The 19243-nt window shown below is 61.0% G+C and carries 20 protein-coding genes; 9 read left to right on the forward strand and 11 right to left on the reverse strand.

Features of this window, described 5'->3' with window-relative positions; genetic code table 11:
- Positions 1-126: 126 nt before the first annotated feature.
- Positions 127-1326, reverse strand: coding sequence for a tyrosine--tRNA ligase (gene tyrS / locus AC1RCO_RS12975; RefSeq protein WP_492617773.1), 1200 nt, complete (start codon positions 1324-1326; stop codon positions 127-129).
- A 209-nt stretch (positions 1327-1535) separates the two neighbouring features.
- Between tyrS and AC1RCO_RS12980 the strand changes: the two genes are divergently transcribed.
- Entirely contained in the window at positions 1536-2957 is a 1422-nt protein-coding gene (locus AC1RCO_RS12980) for a peptidoglycan DD-metalloendopeptidase family protein (protein WP_011063787.1), read from the forward strand.
- A 3-nt stretch (positions 2958-2960) separates the two neighbouring features.
- Positions 2961-4052, forward strand: coding sequence for an anhydro-N-acetylmuramic acid kinase (locus tag AC1RCO_RS12985; RefSeq protein ID WP_236203603.1), 1092 nt, complete (start codon positions 2961-2963; stop codon positions 4050-4052).
- 70 nt (positions 4053-4122) lie between these two features.
- Here the strand turns inward: AC1RCO_RS12985 and erpA are convergent, their stop codons facing one another.
- Together erpA and argC are read right to left on the reverse strand one after the other, a co-directional pair.
- Positions 4123-4473 (reverse strand): iron-sulfur cluster insertion protein ErpA, encoded by a 351-nt coding sequence (erpA, locus tag AC1RCO_RS12990; protein ID WP_011063789.1) that lies wholly within the window; start codon positions 4471-4473, stop codon positions 4123-4125.
- A gap of 168 nt (positions 4474-4641) precedes the next feature.
- Entirely contained in the window at positions 4642-5676 is a 1035-nt protein-coding gene (gene argC, locus AC1RCO_RS12995; protein ID WP_015637236.1) for an N-acetyl-gamma-glutamyl-phosphate reductase, read from the reverse strand.
- Positions 5677-5811: 135 nt separating this feature from the next.
- Here argC and hemJ point away from each other — a divergent pair, with 135 nt between their 5' ends.
- The 6 genes from hemJ (at position 5812) to coq7 (ending at position 10296) form a co-directional block, all read left to right on the forward strand.
- Positions 5812-6243 (forward strand): protoporphyrinogen oxidase HemJ, encoded by a 432-nt coding sequence (hemJ, locus tag AC1RCO_RS13000; protein WP_011063791.1) that lies wholly within the window; start codon positions 5812-5814, stop codon positions 6241-6243.
- Positions 6244-6275: 32 nt separating this feature from the next.
- Positions 6276-7244 carry an NAD(P)H-dependent flavin oxidoreductase gene (locus tag AC1RCO_RS13005; RefSeq protein WP_492617774.1) on the forward strand — a complete coding sequence of 323 codons (969 nt, stop codon included), beginning with the start codon at positions 6276-6278 and terminating at the stop codon, positions 7242-7244.
- Positions 7245-7340: 96 nt separating this feature from the next.
- A complete protein-coding gene (locus AC1RCO_RS13010; RefSeq protein ID WP_492617775.1) occupies positions 7341-8261 on the forward strand; it encodes a DUF805 domain-containing protein in 921 nt (306 codons plus the stop codon).
- A 62-nt stretch (positions 8262-8323) separates the two neighbouring features.
- Positions 8324-9112 (forward strand): SDR family NAD(P)-dependent oxidoreductase, encoded by a 789-nt coding sequence (locus AC1RCO_RS13015; protein WP_019092760.1) that lies wholly within the window; start codon positions 8324-8326, stop codon positions 9110-9112.
- A 70-nt stretch (positions 9113-9182) separates the two neighbouring features.
- Positions 9183-9521, forward strand: a complete 339-nt coding sequence (locus AC1RCO_RS13020) for a histidine triad nucleotide-binding protein (RefSeq protein WP_011063795.1) — start codon at positions 9183-9185, stop codon at positions 9519-9521.
- Between the two features lie 127 nt (positions 9522-9648).
- Positions 9649-10296 carry a 2-polyprenyl-3-methyl-6-methoxy-1,4-benzoquinone monooxygenase gene (coq7, locus tag AC1RCO_RS13025; RefSeq protein WP_011063796.1) on the forward strand — a complete coding sequence of 216 codons (648 nt, stop codon included), beginning with the start codon at positions 9649-9651 and terminating at the stop codon, positions 10294-10296.
- A 72-nt stretch (positions 10297-10368) separates the two neighbouring features.
- Here coq7 and AC1RCO_RS13030 read toward each other — a convergent pair whose 3' ends face one another.
- A complete protein-coding gene (locus AC1RCO_RS13030; protein WP_009045862.1) occupies positions 10369-10791 on the reverse strand; it encodes an OsmC family protein in 423 nt (140 codons plus the stop codon).
- Positions 10792-11027: 236 nt separating this feature from the next.
- Here AC1RCO_RS13030 and crp point away from each other — a divergent pair, with 236 nt between their 5' ends.
- Positions 11028-11672: a cAMP-activated global transcriptional regulator CRP gene (gene crp / locus AC1RCO_RS13035; RefSeq protein WP_011063797.1), complete on the forward strand. Its 645-nt coding sequence runs from the start codon at positions 11028-11030 to the stop codon at positions 11670-11672.
- Here crp and AC1RCO_RS13040 read toward each other — a convergent pair.
- The 7 genes from AC1RCO_RS13040 to AC1RCO_RS13070 form a co-directional block, all read right to left on the reverse strand.
- Positions 11669-12370 (reverse strand): lipoate--protein ligase family protein, encoded by a 702-nt coding sequence (locus tag AC1RCO_RS13040; protein WP_492617776.1) that lies wholly within the window; start codon positions 12368-12370, stop codon positions 11669-11671. The genes crp and AC1RCO_RS13040 overlap by 4 nt on opposite strands.
- A 67-nt stretch (positions 12371-12437) precedes the next feature.
- Positions 12438-13274, reverse strand: a complete 837-nt coding sequence (gene trpC, locus AC1RCO_RS13045) for an indole-3-glycerol phosphate synthase TrpC (RefSeq protein ID WP_103290291.1) — start codon at positions 13272-13274, stop codon at positions 12438-12440.
- Positions 13271-14320, reverse strand: a complete 1050-nt coding sequence (gene trpD / locus AC1RCO_RS13050) for an anthranilate phosphoribosyltransferase (RefSeq protein ID WP_492617777.1) — start codon at positions 14318-14320, stop codon at positions 13271-13273. The genes trpC and trpD overlap by 4 nt, the downstream gene beginning before the upstream one ends.
- A gap of 9 nt (positions 14321-14329) precedes the next feature.
- Positions 14330-14923 carry an aminodeoxychorismate/anthranilate synthase component II gene (locus tag AC1RCO_RS13055; protein ID WP_011063801.1) on the reverse strand — a complete coding sequence of 198 codons (594 nt, stop codon included), beginning with the start codon at positions 14921-14923 and terminating at the stop codon, positions 14330-14332.
- Positions 14924-15807: 884 nt separating this feature from the next.
- A complete protein-coding gene (locus AC1RCO_RS13060) occupies positions 15808-17439 on the reverse strand; it encodes an ABC transporter ATP-binding protein (protein WP_065365145.1) in 1632 nt (543 codons plus the stop codon).
- Positions 17440-17441: 2 nt separating this feature from the next.
- Positions 17442-18269 (reverse strand): ABC transporter permease, encoded by an 828-nt coding sequence (locus AC1RCO_RS13065; protein WP_011063803.1) that lies wholly within the window; start codon positions 18267-18269, stop codon positions 17442-17444.
- Positions 18270-18272: 3 nt separating this feature from the next.
- Positions 18273-19232 carry an ABC transporter permease gene (locus AC1RCO_RS13070; RefSeq protein WP_492617778.1) on the reverse strand — a complete coding sequence of 320 codons (960 nt, stop codon included), beginning with the start codon at positions 19230-19232 and terminating at the stop codon, positions 18273-18275.
- Positions 19233-19243 lie beyond the last annotated feature (11 nt).

A 19243-nucleotide genomic window follows, 5' to 3' on the forward strand; every position in this document is an offset into this window, starting at 1 on the left:
TGAAGCGTAACCGCTATCGAAAACTGCGTAACTCGTTGAATCTCAAGGAGTTTTCCGTTTCGACTGCGCCGGAAGTGAGGCGAATTATAGAGAGATACAATTCGCCGTCAACACCTATTTTCAGTTTTATTCGGATTTAAGCGTAATACGTGCAAATGCCTTCTTGCCGGCTTGGCACACATGGGTTGAACCTACTGCATATATATAGGTGCGATCGACAACCTCACCATCCACCCGCACACCACCCGAACCTAGAAGATCCCGAGCCACTGCGGCGTTCTTCACCAGCCCTGCCTTATTAAGGACAGCCGCAATCGGCATATCCTCGGCAGCAACCAGCTCGATTTCCGGCAGATCATCAGGCAGCTCGCCATCTTTCATGCGGTTACCTGCGGCACGGTGAGCATTTGCAGCAGCCTCTTCACCATGGAAGCGCGCAACAATCTCTTCGGCCAGCTTGATCTTGATGTCACGCGGGTTAGCGCCAGCATCTACATCCGCCTTGAATGCATTGATCTCATCCATGGAGAGGAAGCTGAGCAACTCGAAGTAACGCCACATCAACGCATCAGGAATGGACACCAGCTTGCCGTACATCACGCCAGGCGCCTCCTGGATACCGACATAGTTACCCAGAGACTTGGACATCTTCTTGACGCCATCCAACCCTTCGAGCAATGGCATGGTCAGAATGCACTGAGCCTCCTGACCGTAACCGCGCTGCAGCTCACGCCCCATCAGCAGGTTGAACTTCTGGTCGGTACCGCCCAACTCGACATCGGCGCGCAATGCCACTGAGTCATAGCCTTGCACCAGCGGATACAGGAACTCATGAATGGCAATCGGCTGATTGGTCGAATAGCGCTTGTCGAAGTCGTCGCGCTCGAGCATCCGCGCAACGGTGTACTGGGAAGTTAGACGAATGAAGTCCGCCGGCCCCATCTTGTCCATCCAGGTGGAGTTGAAAGCCACCTCAGTCTTGGCAGGATCAAGAATCTTGAAGACCTGGCTTTTATAGGTCTCTGCGTTTTCCAGGACCTGCTCGCGAGTCAAGGGTGGGCGCGTGGCACTTTTGCCACTGGGGTCACCGATCATGCCGGTGAAGTCGCCAATCAGGAAGATTACCTGGTGACCCAAGTCCTGGAACTGACGCAGCTTATTAATAAGTACGGTATGCCCGAGATGCAGATCCGGCGCCGTCGGATCAAAGCCAGCCTTAATGCGCAGCGGTTCGCCGCGCTTGAGCTTCTCGATCAACTCGGACTCGACCAACAACTCTTCCGCACCACGTTTGATCAGCGCTAGCTGCTCTTCAACCGACTTCATAACAGACCCGCAAGGCTCAGATTCAAAAGGGAACCAACCATACAAGATCATGGACTAATTACAAGTTTTGCCCGGCGTACGGGAGCATTCCGAAAGCAGAGTGCCCGCGCCCTTGCGTCACAGATGATTTGGTTATATTTTATACAGTTATTTCATCTTCATCATGTCATTCATCTTTTCCATTTCATCTTTTCAAAGTCAAATTACCTATGACCACCGAACCGTCTAAAGCGCCACCGCTTTATCCGAAGAGCCACCTGCTCGCCGCAAGTGGCATCGCGGCCCTTCTCAGCTTGGCCCTTCTGGTATTTCCATCCAGTGATGTAGAAGCAAAAAAAACGACATTGAGCCTTGATCTGGAAAGCCCGATCGAGCAACTGACACAAGATCAAGACGCCGCATCCACCGAACAAGCCACAAGCGAGGCCGTTGCCTCACCTTTCGCACAGATCGAAAACACCGCCGAAGACACCACGCAAACCGCAGAAACCGCACCTGTGCCTGCTGCCGTGGAGGAGCCAAAAGCCCCCGGCCACAGGGAAGTTCTGGTCACCAAGGGCGACACCCTCTCCACACTCTTTGAAAAGGTTGGCCTGCCAGCCACTTCTGTCCATGAAGTACTGGCCAGCGACAAGCAGGCCAAGCAATTCTCCCAGCTCAAGCATGGCCAGAAGCTGGAGTTTGAGCTGACGCCTGATGGCCAACTGAACAACCTGCACAGCAAGGTCAGCGACCTGGAAACCATCACCCTGACCAAAGGCCCCAAGGGCTTTACGTTCAGCCGCGTGATCACCAAGCCAGTGGTTCGTTCTGCCTATGTCCACGGCGTCATCAACAGCTCGCTTTCGCAGTCTGCCGCACGCGCCGGGCTGTCCCACAGCCTGACCATGGATATGGCCAACGTTTTCGGCTACGACATCGACTTCGCCCAGGATATTCGCCAGGGTGACGAATTCGACGTGATCTATGAGCAAAAAGTCGCCAACGGCAAGGTAGTCGGTACAGGCAATATCCTCTCCGCGCGCTTCACTAACCGTGGCAAGACCTACACCGCAGTGCGCTACACCAACAAACAGGGTTCCAGCAGCTACTACACCGCTGATGGCAACAGCATGCGCAAAGCCTTCATCCGTACACCGGTGGATTTCGCTCGCATCAGCTCGCGCTTTTCCATGGGCCGCAAGCACCCGATCCTGAACAAGATCCGTGCCCACAAGGGCGTGGACTATGCCGCGCCACGGGGCACGCCAATTAAGGCTGCCGGTGATGGCAAGGTGCTGCTAGCTGGCCGTCGTGGCGGTTATGGCAATACCGTGATCATCCAGCACGGCAACACCTACCGCACCCTGTACGGCCATATGCAGGGCTTTGCCAAGGGTGTGAAGACTGGCGGCTCGGTGAAACAGGGCCAGGTCATCGGCTATATCGGTACCACCGGGCTGTCCACCGGACCGCACCTGCACTATGAGTTCCAGGTCAACGGTGTCCACGTGGATCCGCTGGGCCAGAAGCTGCCCATGGCCGACCCGATCGCCAAGGCCGAACGAGCACGCTTCCTGCAGCAGAGCCAGCCTCTGATGGCCCGGATGGATCAGGAAAAGGCCACGATGCTGGCCTCGAGCAAGCGCTAAGCCATGGCGCTCTATATAGGTGTGATGTCCGGTACCAGCCTTGATGGCCTGGACATCGCCCTGATCGAGCAAAGCCCGGCGCTCAGATTGGTCGCCACTCGCTACATCCCCATGCCCGATACCCTGCGCGCCGAACTCCTGGGTTTGTGCGCCAGTGGCCCCGACGAGATCGCCCGTTCCGCCATCGCCCAACAGCACTGGGTCGAGCTGGCCGCCCAGGGCATCAACCAGCTTCTGCAACAACAGCAACTGCATCCTCAAGACATTCGCGCTATCGGCAGCCACGGACAAACCGTGCGCCATGAGCCAAGCCGCGGGTTCACGGTGCAGATCGGCAACCCGGCCCTGCTCACTGAGCTGACCGGGATCACTGTTGTCAGCGACTTCCGCAGCCGCGACGTGGCGGCGGGCGGGCAAGGCGCGCCGCTGGTTCCGGCCTTTCACGAAGCCCTGTTCGACCAGCGCCCGGGAAACCGCGCCGTGCTGAACGTCGGCGGGTTCAGCAACCTGAGCCTGATCGAAACCGCCAAGCCGGTGGCCGGATTCGACTGTGGCCCGGGCAACGTCCTGCTCGATGCCTGGATCCAGGCCAAACGCGCAGAGAACTTCGACCGCAATGGCCAGTGGGCTGCCAGCGGCCAGGTTGATCCGCCCCTCTTGCAAGCCTTGCTCAGCGACCCGTTCTTCGCCACCCAAGGCCCGAAGAGCACCGGGCGCGAGGTATTCAATCTTGATTGGCTACAGCGGCATCTGAGGGCACGGGGCGCTATTGCCGCCGAAAACGTGCAGGCTACCCTTCTGGAGCTGACAGCTCTAACCATCGTCGATTCGCTGCAGAGCGCTCAAAGTGACACCCAGGAGCTGCTGGTGTGCGGCGGCGGCGCGCATAACGCAGCGCTCATGGGCCGCCTGGCAGCCCTCCTCCCGCAAACACGGGTCAGCAGCACTGCGGCGTATGGCGTAGATCCCGACTGGGTAGAGGCTATGGCGTTTGCCTGGCTGGCCCACTGCTGCCTGGAAGGCATCGCTGCCAACCGGCCCAGCGTCACCGGCGCCCGTGGCCTGCGTGTACTAGGCGCCATCTACCCGGCTTGAACAGCAGACAGCAAAACGCCGCAGGATCCCAGGCCCCTGCGGCGTTCGGCGAATGGCTACTGCCGGCTGGTCAGATCGAGAACGACGACCCGCAACCACAGGTAGTGGTGGCATTGGGGTTCTTGATCACGAACCGCGAACCTTCCAGGCCTTCCTGGTAGTCCACTTCAGCACCGGCCAGGTACTGGAAGCTCATCGGATCGACCACCAGGCTCACGCCCTCGCGCTCGACGATGGTGTCATCCTCGGCCACTTCCTCATCGAAAGTGAAACCGTACTGAAACCCCGAACAACCGCCGCCCGTAACGAATACGCGCAGCTTCAAGCGATCATTACCCTCTTCATCGACCAGGGTCTTCACCTTGTGCGCTGCACCTTGAGTGAATTGCAAAGCCGTGGGGGTGAAGGATTCAACGCTCATGCTGACTATCTCCCGGCGTTAAGCCGCCATACTGCGTAATGACGCGCATTATCCGCTTCTCCCAGAAAAGCGGTCAACTATTGTTACGGTATATCAATAGTCGTACAGCCACCCGTATAAAGCAGAAAGGCCCGTCAGACGGGCCTTTTTGTTCACGCAAAAACGACGTTAAGGCAGCATGCCCGCGTGGGACAGCCCCAAACGCTCATCCAGGCCGAACAGGATATTGAGGTTCTGCACCGCCTGGCCCGAAGCGCCCTTGACCAGGTTGTCGATGACCGACAGTACCACTACCAGATCACCATCCTGCGGCCGGTGCACGGCAATCCGGCACACGTTGGCACCCCGCACACTGCGGGTCTCCGGATGGCTGCCGGCCGGCATTACATCGACAAACGGCTCATTGGCATAACGCTTCTCGAACAACGCCTGCAGATCCACCGACTTATCCACCACCGTGGAGTAGAGCGTGGAGTGGATACCGCGAATCATCGGCGTCAGGTGCGGTACGAACGTCAGGCCAACTTCCTTGCCTGCTGCCCGGCGCAGGCCTTGACGGATTTCCGGCAAATGACGGTGCCCCTTGACCGCATAGGCCTTCATGCTCTCGGAAGTTTCCGAGTACAGCGACCCGACGCTGGCGCCACGGCCAGCACCGCTGACACCGGATTTGCAGTCGGCGATCAGCCGGGAAGTGTCGGCAAGGCCGGCTTCCAGCAGCGGCAGGAAACCGAGCTGGGTTGCGGTTGGATAGCAGCCAGGAACCGCAATCAAACGGGCTTTCTTGATCTGTTCGCGATTGACTTCCGGTAGGCCGTAGACCGCTTCGTCCAGCAATTGAGGGGCACCGTGAGGCTGACCGTACCACTTGGCCCACTCATCGGCATCCTGCAGGCGGAAGTCTGCCGATAGGTCGATGACCTTGGTCCCCGCAGCCAGCAGCTCGCCAGCCAGTGCATGCGCCACGCCATGGGGGGTGGCAAAGAACACCACGTCACAGGCACCAAGGGTCTTGATATCCGGCACGCTGAACGCCAGGCCGTCGTAATGGCCACGCAGGTTCGGGTACATGTCGGCAACGGCCAGGCCAGCCTCGGATCGCGAAGTGATGACTTCCACTCGCGCTTGCGGATGCTGTGCCAACAGACGCAGCAGTTCGACACCGGTGTAACCCGTGCCGCCGACGATACCGACCTTGACCATAAACCTGCCCTCAACGAACCCACTGGAAAGCTGCCGATAATAGGGGCGGCGCGCCCCTGCGACAACCGTCAAGGTGACGTGCGGACGCTCTACCCTCTACTATCTTCGCCACCGTGAACCTGGGAATAACTAAAAATGCTCTATCTATGGCTCAAAGCCTTTCATATCGTCAGCGTGGTCTGCTGGTTTGCCGGCCTTTTCTACCTGCCACGCCTGTTCGTTTACCACGCCCAAAGCGAGGACAGCATCAGCCGCGAGCGCTTCTGCCTGATGGAACGCAAGCTGTACCGCTTCATCATGGGGCCTGCGATGATCGCGGCACTGATCTTTGGCATCTGGCTGATCAGCCTCAACCCCAGCGCGTATTTCGGCCAGGGCGGCTGGATGCACGCCAAACTGACCCTGGTGGTCATCCTCATCGGCTATCACCACATGTGCGGCGCGCAAGTGAAGCGCTTCGCCCGTGGCGAAAACACCCGCAGCCATGTCTTTTATCGCTGGTTCAATGAAGTACCGGTTCTGATATTGCTGGCTATTGTAATTTTGGTCGTTGTACGGCCGTTCTAACTCTAACTAGTCGCTTCCCTGGGGGTACTCCAATGTCACTGCCCGCTTTGCTCGAACAACGTCTGCGCCTGCCCCTGGTGGCCGCGCCGATGTTTCTGATCTCCAACCCGGAACTGGTCCTGGCCTGCTGTCGCAATGGTGTGGTGGGTAGCTTTCCCGCCCTCAATCAGCGCGAAAGCAGCGGTTTCAAGGCCTGGCTGGAGGAGATCGAAGCGGGCCTGGCCAAGCTGGAGAACCCTGCTCCCTACGCCGTGAACCTGATCGTGCACAACAGCAATCCACGGCTGCAGGCCGACTTGCAGATCTGCATCGAGCACAAGGTACCGATCGTCATCACCAGCCTCGGCGCGGTCAAGGAAGTAGTGGACGCCGTGCACAGCTACGGCGGCCTGGTATTTCATGACGTGACCACCCGCCGGCACGCAGAGAAAGCCGCCGAGGCGGGTGTCGATGGGCTGATCGCCGTCGCTGCCGGAGCGGGTGGCCATGCAGGCACCTGGAGCCCCTTCTCTCTGGTCGCCGAGATCCGCCAGTTCTTCGACAAGACCCTGCTACTGGCCGGCTGCCTGAACCGGGGCCACGAGATTCTTGCCGCACAGCTGCTTGGCGCCGACCTCGCCTACTTGGGCACCCGCTTTATCGGTACCACCGAAAGCCACGCACCGGATGCCTATAAAGAGATGCTACTCAGCTCTCGAGCCGCCGACATCGTGCATACCGCCGCGGTTTCTGGAGTACCTGCCAGCTTCATGCGCCAAAGCCTGGAGAACGCAGGTTTCGACCTGGCCGCCCTGCAAGGCAAAGGTGAGATCAACTTCGGCTCCAAGCTCAACCCCATCAGTGATGAGGCAAAAGCCTGGAAAACCGTCTGGTCCGCAGGCCAGGGGGTCTGTGAAATCGACGACCTGCCCAGCGTCGACCAATTGATCGCGCGCCTGGACAGCGAATATCAGGAGGCCCAGCAACGCGCCAGCCAACTGAGCAAACGCTGGCCACGTTAACCCGTTCTCATTAGTTTTTTGGCCAGCCGAGGGGCGCTGGCCTTAAACTGTCGGTCTTTTATGTAAACCTTCTTTTCAAGTGACAGGGATGCCCCCATGAGCGAAACCCGCTACAAGATCGTTTTCGACGGCACGTTGCTGCCCGGCGTGGAAAAAGCCACTGCCCAACTGAACCTCGCCGAACTGTTCAAAAGCGATGCCGCCGCCGTAGAACGCCTGTTCAGCGGCCAGCAGGTGGAGCTCAAGCGCGACCTGACGCAGGCCGACGCCCAGCGCTATCTGGAAGCATTGAAGAACGCCGGGATCGATGCCCGCATCGAATCCGAGCAGGCCCTGAAGCTGGATCTAGACACAGTAACCCCCACACCCAGGGCCAGCAGCCTCAGCGAGTCGCCCTATGCGCCCCCGCAAGCCGTAGTAGGCGATGCAATCCCACAATACGCCGCACTCAACGTATTCAGCTTCGAAGGCCGTATCGGTCGCCTGCGCTACCTGGCCTGGACTCTGGTCCTGACGGTGGCCATGCTGGCCGTGGTCGGGGTAGGCGCCTTCTTCGGTATCCTGTCCGCGGCGGTGTTCAATTCCACCCTGCTCACCGGCCTGGGGATTGTCGGCGGTATCGTGGTCTTCATCGGCTTCCTCGTGGTCAGCATTCAGATCAGCGTGCAGCGCCTGCACGATCTCGGCTGGTCGGGCTGGCTGTGGCTGCTGAACTTCGTGCCCATCGTTGGCAGCATCTTCCCTCTGGTGCTGATGGTCAGCCCGGGCAGCAACGTGGCCAACCGCTACGGCGCACCACCACCGCCCAACACCACCGCCGTCAAGGTGCTGTCCTGGATGTGGGTCGTCCTGATCGTCGCACTGATCGTGGGCATGGTAGCCGGCGGCCTGAGCTCCCTGGAAGATCGCTACAGCGAAACCAGCTACAGCGAAAGCATCGACTCCAGCAGCGCCGATGAAGATGCCGAACCCGCCGATATCGCCGCCCCTGTAGAATCCGAGTCCGAGCAAGAATAAACGCGCCCGGGCCTGCGACCCTCCCCCGTCGCAGGCCGCCGGCCGTTGCGATGGAGAAATGCATGACCCGTTACGCTCTGATCACTGGTGCTTCCAGCGGCATAGGCCTGGCCCTGGCCGAAGCACTGGCCCGGCGCGGCCGTAACTTGATTCTCGTGGCCCGTCAGCGTGATCAGCTGGAATGCATCGCCCTGGAATTGACCCAGCGCTTCGGCGTCGAAGTGCTGTTCCGCGCCTGCGACCTGGGCGAACCACTGCGCCTGTCCGGTTTCCTGCTGGAGCTGGAGGAGGGTGACCGGCAGATCGACCTGCTGGTCAATTGCGCCGGCATCGGCACCAGCGGCCCGTTCCTGGCCCAGGACTGGATGACCGAGCAGGACCTGATCGAGGTCAACATCCTCGCCCTCACCCGCCTGTGTCATGCCCTGGGCAACAGCATGGCGCTGCTGGGCGGCGGGCAGATCCTCAATGTCGCCTCGGTGGCAGCCTTCTATCCCGGCCCCTGGATGAGCAGCTACTACGCCAGCAAGGCCTATGTCCTGCATTTCTCCGAAGGGTTGCGCGAAGAATTGAAGAAGTGCGCGGTGAAGGTCTCGGTACTCTGCCCGGGGCCGACCCGCACCGCATTTTTCCGCACCGCACAAATGGACACCACCAAACTCAAGGACAGCAAGCTGCTCATGAGCCCCGAGGAGGTCGCGCTGTATGCGGTCCGCGCCCTGGAAAAGAACCGCGCCATCATCATTCCCGGCCGCCTGAACCGCTGGATGGCCTTCAGCGCCCGCCTGAGTTCACGCTGGCTGACCCGCAAGATCGTCGGTTACGTCAATCGGGCCTACTGCCCACGTTAAGAGTCGGGGCTGGGCGCACCTTGTGCACCTGAGTACACTCGGCCCGGACCAACCCAATGGAGAAACAGCTGTGGATACTCTGTTCACCAAGATCATCAACAGAGAAATACCCGCGAAGATCATCTACGAGGACGACCAGGTTCTGGCCTTCCACGATATTGCCCCGCAAGCGCCGGTGCATTTCCTGGTGATCCCGAAGAAACCCATCCGTACCCTCAACGACCTCACCGAGGACGACAAGACCCTGGCCGGACACATTCTGTTCACCGCCCAGCGCCTGGCCAAGGAGCAAGGCTGCGAAGACGGCTTCCGGGTCGTCATGAACTGCAACGAGCTGGGTGGGCAGACCGTGTATCACATTCACATGCACGTGCTGGGTCAGCGCCAGATGAACTGGCCGCCGGGCTGATTGCCCCCACCCCCCCCTTGCGCAGCGCCCTCTCGGACCATCGAGGACGAGGGTGCGCTGATCCAGCGCAGTTTTCGCTCCTTTGATTGGAGTAAACTGGTCGCCGAGATTTCTCCCGGAGATAAGCATGACTACCCAACGTCACTACTCGCCGATCGACCGCCTGCTGTTGCAAGCCGATATGGCGATGCGCACGCTGCTGCCTTTCAGCGGCCAACCTTATCGCCCGTCGCCGGCCATCGTGCAGCCGGAAGCGCAGATGAGTGACGAGGACACCCGGCACGTGGCCGGCCTGATGCGCATCAACCACACCGGGGAAGTCTGCGCCCAGGCGCTGTACCAGGGCCAGGCCCTGACCGCCAAGCTGCCTCAGGTACGCCAGGCCATGGAACATGCCGCCGAAGAAGAAATCGACCACCTGGCCTGGTGCGAACAGCGCATCCGCCAGTTGGGCAGCCACCCGAGCGTGCTCAACCCGCTGTTCTACGGTTTGTCCTTCGGCATCGGCGCCGCGGCAGGCCTGATCAGCGACAAGGTCAGCCTGGGGTTCGTTGCCGCCACCGAAGACCAGGTGTGCAAGCACCTGAACGAGCATCTGGAGCAACTGCCGGCCGAAGACGAAAAGTCCCGAGCGATTCTCGAACAGATGCGCATCGACGAAGAACATCACGCTGAAACCGCGCTCGAAGCCGGCGGGTTCCGCTTCCCGGCGCCGGTGAAATTCGGCATGAGCCTGCTGGCCAAGGTCATGACCAAGAGCACCTACCGGATCTGATTCCAAACCACGGGCATCAAAAAGGGCGCTATCGAAGCGCCCTTTTCTTTTACCGCCAGAATCCGCGCGAGTTCAGCCCAGCTCGACGATTTCGTAATCGTGAGTGATGGCCACACCGGCCGCGCCGAGCATGATCGACGCCGAGCAGTATTTCTCGGCAGACAGCTCGATGGCCCGCTTGACCTGGGCTTCTTTGAGGCCCCGGCCCTTGACCACGAAATGCATGTGGATCTTGGTGAAGACCTTGGGGTCTTCGGTGGCACGCTCGGCATCCAGGAACGCCTCGCAGCTTTCAACCGCCTGGCGCGACTTCTTGAGAATGCTGACCACATCGAAGTTGCTGCAACCGCCCACGCCGAGCAGGAGCATTTCCATAGGGCGAACACCCAGGTTGCGGCCACCGGCTTCCGGCGGGCCATCCATCACCACTACGTGGCCACTGCCCGATTCGCCGAGGAACATGGCTTCGCCAGCCCATTGGATGCGTGCCTTCATCGCCAAGACTCCACTGTTAAAAAAGGGTCGCCAGCTTAGCACAGGGTTTTCCAGCCACAGCGCTTTGACCGTTTGTCCCTCATTACCGGTTTTCGATAAGAAAAATCTTAATTGAGCCAAGGACGTGTCTGTTAAGCTGACGCCAAATGACTGGCGCATCGCCAGCGTTCAACACCTTCGTTTTACGCCCCATAAAAAAAACACCTCATACCGTGCAGTCTTTTCGGGATACAACCATGGTTGCTATTGCCCCCACCCCCAAGATCAAAAATCTCGACAAGTTGCTCATGCACTGTCAACGCCGCCGGTATCAGGCCAAGAGCAACATCATCTGCGCCGGTGATGTGTCCGACAGCCTGTACTTCATCATCAAGGGCTCGGTGACCATCCTCATCGAAGACGATGACGGTCGGGAGATGATCATCGCCTACCTCAATGCCGGAGACTTCTTCGGCGAACTGGGGCTCTTCGAAGAGGCCGGCCATGAGCAGCAGCGCAGCGCCTGGGTGCGCGCCAAGGTAGAGTGCGAGGTTGCCGAGATCAGCTACGCCAAGTTCCGCGAACTGTCGCAGAACGACCCGGACATCCTCTATGTGCTCAGCGGGCAGATCGCCCAGCGCCTGCGCAACACCACGCGCAAGGTCGGCGACCTGGCGTTCTTCGACGTGACCGGGCGGGTGGCCCGCTGCCTGCTGGAGCTCTGCAAGCAACCGGACGCCATGACCCACCCGGATGGCATGCAGATCAAGATCACCCGCCAGGAAATCGGCCGGATCGTCGGTTGTTCACGGGAAATGGTCGGTCGCGTCCTCAAGGATCTGGAAGAACGCAACCTGGTTCACGTCAAGGGCAAGACCATGGTGGTGTTCGGCACCCGCTAATCCCCCAGGAAGCCCTTGAGCATCTGCCGGTACAGGCTCTCCAACCGCACTAGCGCATCGGGCGCCGCAAAGGCCTCGTGCAGGGCGATATGACTTTCGGCCCGGCAGCGCTGTTCCAGGCCACAGGCCTGATTGAAAGTATTGACCGCGCTCACCATCGAATCGCGTTCGTTATCCAGCAGCAAGGCACCATGCACCAGGCCCACTGGTCGCTGGCCACCCTTGCTCTGACGCCAGCGCTGGGCGGTGCCGACCATCTTGCGCCCGTCCAGGTTGACGTTGAAGCGACCATCGCAGAACGCCCCTTCCACTTCGCCCAATGACGGGTTGCCCCCCAGTTCGCTGAGCAGGTCGCAGATCGGCTGACACAGGCGCCGGTACGCGGTTTCGATCCGGCCCTGATCCCCTTCGCTGCGTGGCGGGGCGTAGACCAGGGCGATGTTCACCGTGGCCGCCGACTGCGGCACCGGCTCGCCGCCGGTTTCGCGCAGCAGCACCGGCCAGCCGTTGGCGGCCGACTCCTCGCAGGCCCGTTCAAATCCAGGCAGGCGACTCAAGCGCCGAGGCATCACCAGCGCCCGGTCACTGGGCTGCCAGAACAGCAGGCCGAACTCTTGTACACCGGTACACACCAGGGCCAGCAGATCTTGCTCGGCCTGCAGGCCGGCTTCGACAGTCAAGGCAAGGGGTTGAGTCATGGCAGTAGAAATCCTTGGCGATAGGCATGAAAAAGCCGGCATCGCCGGCTTGTTCATTGTCACGGGTTCAGTCCAGGGTCGAGCCGCTGACCGGCACACCGCGCTCAGGGAAGAACAGACGCTGCAATTCGCTGCCCGGGCTTTCGGCACGCATGAACGCCTCACCCACCAGGAACGAATAGACATCGCTGATTTCCATCAGCTCGACATCGGCACGGTTGAGGATGCCGCTCTCGGTAATCACCAGGCGCTCGCGGGGAATGCGTGGCAGCAGGTCGAGGGTGGTCTCCAGATTGACTTCGAAGGTGTGCAGGTTGCGGTTGTTGACCCCAACCAGAGGTGTGTCGAGGGTCTTCAGCGCCCGCTCCAGCTCATCACCGTCATGCACTTCCACCAGCACATCCAGGCCAACGCCCTTGGCCACCGCCGCCAGCTCCGCCATCCGCACGTCATCCAGCGCAGCGACAATCAGCAATACGCAGTCGGCGCCCAGGGCGCGGGCTTCGACGATCTGGTACGGATCGATCATGAAGTCCTTGCGGATCACCGGCAGCTTGCAGGCGGCGCGGGCCTGCTGCAGGTACGCATCGGCACCCTGGAAGTAATCGACATCGGTCAGCACGGACAGGCAAGTGGCACCGCCTTTCTCGTAGCTCTTGGCAATGTCCGCCGGAACGAAGTTCTCACGGATCACGCCTTTGCTCGGCGAAGCCTTCTTGATCTCGGCTATCACTGCCGGCTGCTTGAGCTTGACCTGATCCTGCAAGGCCCGGGCGAAACCCCGTGGTGCATCGGCAGCACGCGCCAGGGTTTCCAGCTCGGCCAGGCTGACGCGGGCGCTGCGCTCGGCAACCTCCTCGGCTTTACGGGCGAGGATTTTTTCCAGAACTGTCGGCACACTCATCCTTCATTCTCCTGCTTGAACACCGCGGTAAAGGCACCCAGCTCTTCGAGCTTCTCCCGGGCCAGGCCGGTGTGCAAGGCGTCGTGAGCCAGGGCCACGCCCTCTTTCAGGCTACTGGCATGATCGGCGGCATACAGCGCCGCACCCGCATTGAGCACAATCATTTCGGCGGCCTTCTGGCCATGCTCTGTCTTGCGGCGCCCCAGGGCATCGCGGATCAGCTCCAGGGACGCCGCCGGGCTTTCCACCACCAGGCCGAACAGACTCTGGCTCTTCATGCCCAGATCCTCGGGCTGTACCCAGTACTCGATGATCTGGTCATTCTTCAGTTCGGCCACATAGGTGGGCGCAGCCAGGCTGAACTCGTCCAGACCATCCTGGGAATGCACCACCAGAACGTGCTTGCTGCCCAGGCGTTGCAAGACTTCGGCCAAGGGCCGGCACAACGCCTGAGTGAACACGCCTACCACCTGATGCTTGACTCCGGCCGGATTCGTAAGCGGGCCGAGCATGTTGAACAGGGTGCGCAGGCCAAGGTCGCGACGCGGGCCGGCGGCATATTTCATCGCCCCGTGATGGGACTGGGCAAACATGAAGCCGATGCCGACGTTATCGATGCAGCGCGCCACCTGGACCGGGGTCAGGTTCAAATAGATCCCGGCCGCTTCCAGCAGGTCGGCGCTGCCGCTCTTGCCGGACACCGCGCGGTTGCCGTGCTTGGCCACAGTGCAACCGGCCGCTGCGACCACAAAGGAGGAAGCCGTGGACACGTTGAAGATGTTCGCCCCGTCGCCGCCGGTGCCCACTACATCCACCACGCCATCCAGGGTTTTCAGCTCGACCCGGTCCGCCAGCTCGCGCATTGCCGACACCGCACCGACGATCTCGTCGATGCTTTCGCTTTTCATGCGCATGGCCATCATGAAGGCGCCAATCTGCGCATCGGTGCATTGGCCGGTCATGATTTCACGCATTACCGAACGCATTTCTTCGGTGCTCAGGTCCAGGTGGCCGACGATACGGCTCAAGGCAGTCTTGATATCCATGAAAAGTCCTTAGCGCGTGCCGCCGCTCTGTTTGAGAAAGTTGGCGAACAGCTCGTGGCCCTGCTCGGTGAGAATAGACTCGGGGTGAAATTGCACCCCCTCGATATTCAGCGTCTTGTGGCGCAACCCCATGATCTCGTCGACGGAGCCGTCTTCCAGCTGGGTCCAGGCCGTGACTTCGAGGCACTCGGGCAAGCTCTCGTGCTTGACCACCAACGAGTGGTAACGGGTTACGGTCAGCGGCATGTTCAGGCCGTTGAACACCCCCAGGTCGCGGTGGAACACCGGGCTGGTCTTGCCGTGCATCACTTGCCGGGCACGCACCACCTGGCCGCCAAAGGCCTGGCCGATGGACTGATGCCCCAGGCATACGCCGAGAATCGGCAGCTTGCCGGCGAAGTGCTTGATCGCCTCGATGGAAATACCGGCTTCGGTCGGCGTGCAAGGCCCGGGCGAGACCACGATGCGCTCGGGCTTGAGCGCCTCGATCTGAGCCACGGTCAGTTCGTCATTGCGCACTACTTTCACCTCAGCTCCCAACTCGCCCAGGTACTGGACGACGTTGTAGGTGAAGGAGTCGTAGTTATCAATCATCAGCAGCATACATGCTCCAACTTATTGATTTTAAAGTAGGTGTGCATGCAACTCAGGGTGTCGATATGCACATTGATATACACAAGCGCAGTGGAGCGTGCCGGGCGAGCTTGCGCACCCGAATGCTGCAAGCTGTCGGCAGGGCAGACAAGGTGATGGAATTGAACCGCCTTATCTATGCAATGTCGCTCAGCTCGCCACGCCATCGTCGGCCATCGCCAGCGCAAGCCGGCAGAACGTTGGGCATGACGATGCACCCGATGGCATTGCCGCCGGGCGAAGGTGTACTGCGTGGGGAGACTGATTGGCATGCAGCGTTCTCCTGGGGTTTGGAGCCGCCGTGCCGGAGAGCTATTAGATCCTTGATCCCTGCTTGCCGATTACGGCGGCAGGGTTCGGTTAAAAAACCGCAACGACGTGCCGCTTCCTATTGGAAGCGCCACCACTGACTAAAACGAATCGTTGCAATGCAAAGCATAGGACCTAACCGTAATTGAGCACTCGACGGCGTTCCGCAGCCGAGCTTCGAGGCGCGATTGTACCGTTCATCAAGGGGCTGCGTCGATTGCAATTTGCCGCTGGGTCTTGCGGCACTCACTCCGCTGGTTGATACCTGCCCCACTCCGTTGGAGCGCAATGCATGGCCGGTCCCGTGCACGCCGCGCACTGCAAAGGCGGGGGCACGACATGCGCACCGCGTTACGCAGCCCGCCTCGGCAGATGGCTTGGAGGCCCTTTAAACGCCACAAGTCCATCACCGAAACGGCGCTCTTTAAGGTGGTGGCAGCCTGTTTGCGCCTTCTTAGCCGTGCGGCTCAAGGGGCGTTCCGCCTCTTCTGGCCCCAGAAGCACGGCCACTTGATCAAAGGGGCGCTTTTCTTGCCATGGCCAAGTCAGGAAACCAGCGCCCTTTTCTCCAGCAAATGGTCGAGCCAGTCCGGATCCATTTCTGGCTCACTGGAGAACAACAAGCCGGTGTAGTCGCGGTACGGCGGGGTAAAGATCTCCTCCCGGCAGCCGTGATCGACCACCTTCCCACGCTGCATCACCAGTACCTCGTCGGCAATGGCGCGCACGGTGGCGACGTCGTGTGTGATGAACAAGTAGGCCACGCCCAGTTGCTGCTGGATGCGGTTGAGCAGCTTCAGAACGCCTTCGGCCACCAGTTGGTCGAGGGCCGAGGTGACTTCGTCGCAGATGATCAGTTGCGGCTCGGCCGCCAGAGCCCGGGCGATACAGATCCGCTGCTTCTGCCCGCCAGACAGTTCGCGGGGCTGGCGATCCATGTACAACGCCGGGTCCAGCTCGATCATCTCCAATAGCTCGGCGACCCGCTGGCGCAGCGCCTGGCCCTTGAGGCCGAGGTAGAAACTCAGCGGCCGGCCGATGATGTCGACGATGCGCTGGCGCGGGTTGAGCGCGGTGTCGGGGATCTGGTAAATCATCTGCAATCGGCGCAATTGCTCCTTGCTGCGCTGGCGATAATCAGCTGGCAGCGCTTTTCCGTCATACAACACCTGGCCGCTGGTCGGCGGCAACAACCCGGTGATCAAGCGTGCCGTAGAGCTCTTGCCGCTGCCCGACTCGCCGATCACCGCCAGGGTCTGGCCACGATAGAGCTTGAGCGAGACATCATGCAGCACCGGCTGATGGCCGTAGCTGGCGCTGGCCTTGCGTACCTCCAGCAGCGGTGTTGCCTGCGGTGGGCACGGCTTGGGTTCGGTGCGCAAGCTACGCACTGCCCAAAGCGATCTGGTGTAATCCTGCTGTGGGGCGTCGAGCATGGTCCGGGTGTCGGCCTCCTCCACCAGCTTGCCGTGACGCAGAACCATGATGCGGTCGGCCATTTGCGCCACCACTGCCAGGTCGTGGCTGATGTACAAGGCGGCGCTCCCGTAGGTTTTCACCGCATCGCGAATCGCCACCAGCACTTCGATCTGGGTGGTGACATCCAGCGCCGTGGTCGGTTCGTCGAAGATGATCAGGTCCGGGTGGCAGGCCATGGCCATGGCGGTCATCACCCGTTGCAACTGACCGCCGGAGACCTGGTGCGGGTAGCGCTGGCCGATCTGCTCGGGGTTGGGCAGACGCAGTATGCGGTAGAGCTCCACTGCTTCGGCTTGTGCCTTGGCACGGTCGATACCAGCGTTCCTTACCGCGGTTTCGACATGCTGGTCGATCAGCCGGTGCGCGGGGTTGAACGAGGCCGCCGCGCTTTGCGCGACATAGGCGATACGCAGGCCGCGCAGCTTGCGCAGGGCTTCGGGCTTGGCGCCCACCAGTTCCTGGCCATCGAAGCGCACCGAGCCACCCGTGATACGGCAACCGTCGCGCACATAACCCATGGAGGCCAGACCCAGAGTCGACTTGCCCGCCCCCGATTCACCAATCAGGCCCAGTACTTCGCCCCGCTGCAGGCTCAAGTCGATGCCTTTGATCAGCGGGTGCCAAGCGCCCTGATAATGGCCTTCAATACGCAGGTCGTGGATCTCCAGTAGCGGCTTGTCACTTGAATGAACGGTCATGCTCAGCACTCCTTCAGGCCGCTGGATAGATGCAGCACCCAGTCCACGACAAAGTTGACGCTGACGGTGATCAGCGCCACTGCCAGGGCCGGCAGCAGCGGGCTGATATCGCCGAAGGTGATCAGCACGGCATTGTCGCGGACCATGCTGCCCCAGTCGGCGGTCGGCGGCTGGATGCCCAGGCCCAGGAACGACAACGCACTGATGAACAGAAACACAAAGCAAAAACGCAGGCCGAACTCGGCAATCAGCGGCGCGGCGGCATTGGGCAGCACCTCGCGGCTGACCAGCCACCACAGCCCTTCGCCACGCAGCCGGGCGGCCTCGACGAAGTCCTGGACCACCACGGTCATCGCCACCGCCCGTGACAGGCGAAACACCCGGGTGGCATCGAGCAGCGCGATCACCAGCACCAGCGAGGTGGCGTTGGTGCCGACCACGCTGAGGATCAGCAAGGCAAAGATCAGCTGCGGGATGGCCATGAGGATATCCACCAGCCGCGACAGGCCCTGGTCGATCCAGCCGCCCCTGATCGCCGCTACCAGCCCGCAGAAACCGCCGACGGCAAAGGCCAGTAGCGTCGTCAGGAAGGCAATCCCCAGGGTGTTGCGCGCTCCATACACCAGGCGGCTGAACATGTCGCGGCCCAGGTTATCGGTACCCAGCAGGAACTGCCCGCCCCAAGGCGCAAAACCTTCGCCGACCACTTCAGTCTCGCCATACGGCGCCAGCACCGGCGCGAACAGCGCCACCAGTATGTAGGCAACAATCACCAGCAGGCCGAACTGGGCGCTCATGGGCGCCCGCAACAACGCTTTGATCAGGCTCATGGCTTACCCCTTCGGATGCATCAGGCGTGGGTTGCTGGCAATCGACAGCACGTCGGCCGTGGTATTGAGCAGGATGTAGGTGGCGGCGAAGATCAGGCTGCAGGCCTGCACCACCGGGATATCGCGCTTGGACACCGAGTCGACCAGTAACTGGCCGAGCCCCGGATAGACGAACACCACCTCGACCACCACCACGCCGACCACCAGGTAGGCCAGGTTCAGTGCCACCACGTTGATGATCGGTGCCAGGGCATTGGGCAAGGCGTGGCGGAAGATGATCCGCGCCTGGCTGATGCCCTTGAGCCGGGCCATCTCGATATAGGGGCTGGCCAGCACGTTGATCAAGGCCGCGCGGGTCATGCGCATCATTTGCGCGACCACCACCAGGCTCAGGGTCAGCACCGGCAGTAGCGAGCGCTCCAGCACCTCGGCGAACGATGCCCCCGGGGCCAGGTTGGAGATACTCGGCAACCAGTTGAGCTTGACCGCGAACACCAGGATCAGGATATAGGCGACGAAAAACTCCGGGAACGACACCGCGCTCAGGGCGCTGGTGTTGAGCAGGCGGTCGAACCAACTGTTGCGGTACAGCGCCGCGAGCATGCCCAGCAGCAAGGCTACCGGCACCGACACCAGCGCTGCCAGCAAGGCCAGGCTAAAGGTGTTGCCCAGGCGCGTGCCGATCAGCTCGGCAATCGGCCGCTGGTTAGCCAGCGACAGGCCCAGGTCACCGTGCAGCAGTTGCCAGGCCCAGTGGCCGAAGCGGGTCAGCGGCGGCAGGTCCAGGCCCAGTTGGGCACGGAAGGCAGCGACGGTCTCGGGAGTTGCCGCCTGGCCGAGCATGGCCTGGGCGACATCGCCCGGGAGCATGCCAACGGCCAGGAAGATGATCACCGACACCGCCAACAGCGACAACAGGCCCAGGGCCAGGCGCTGGAGCAACAGTTTGCAAAGGCTATTCACCGTACAGCTCC

It is taken from the genome of Pseudomonas sp. GW823-FHT03E05, from assembly GCF_058796855.1.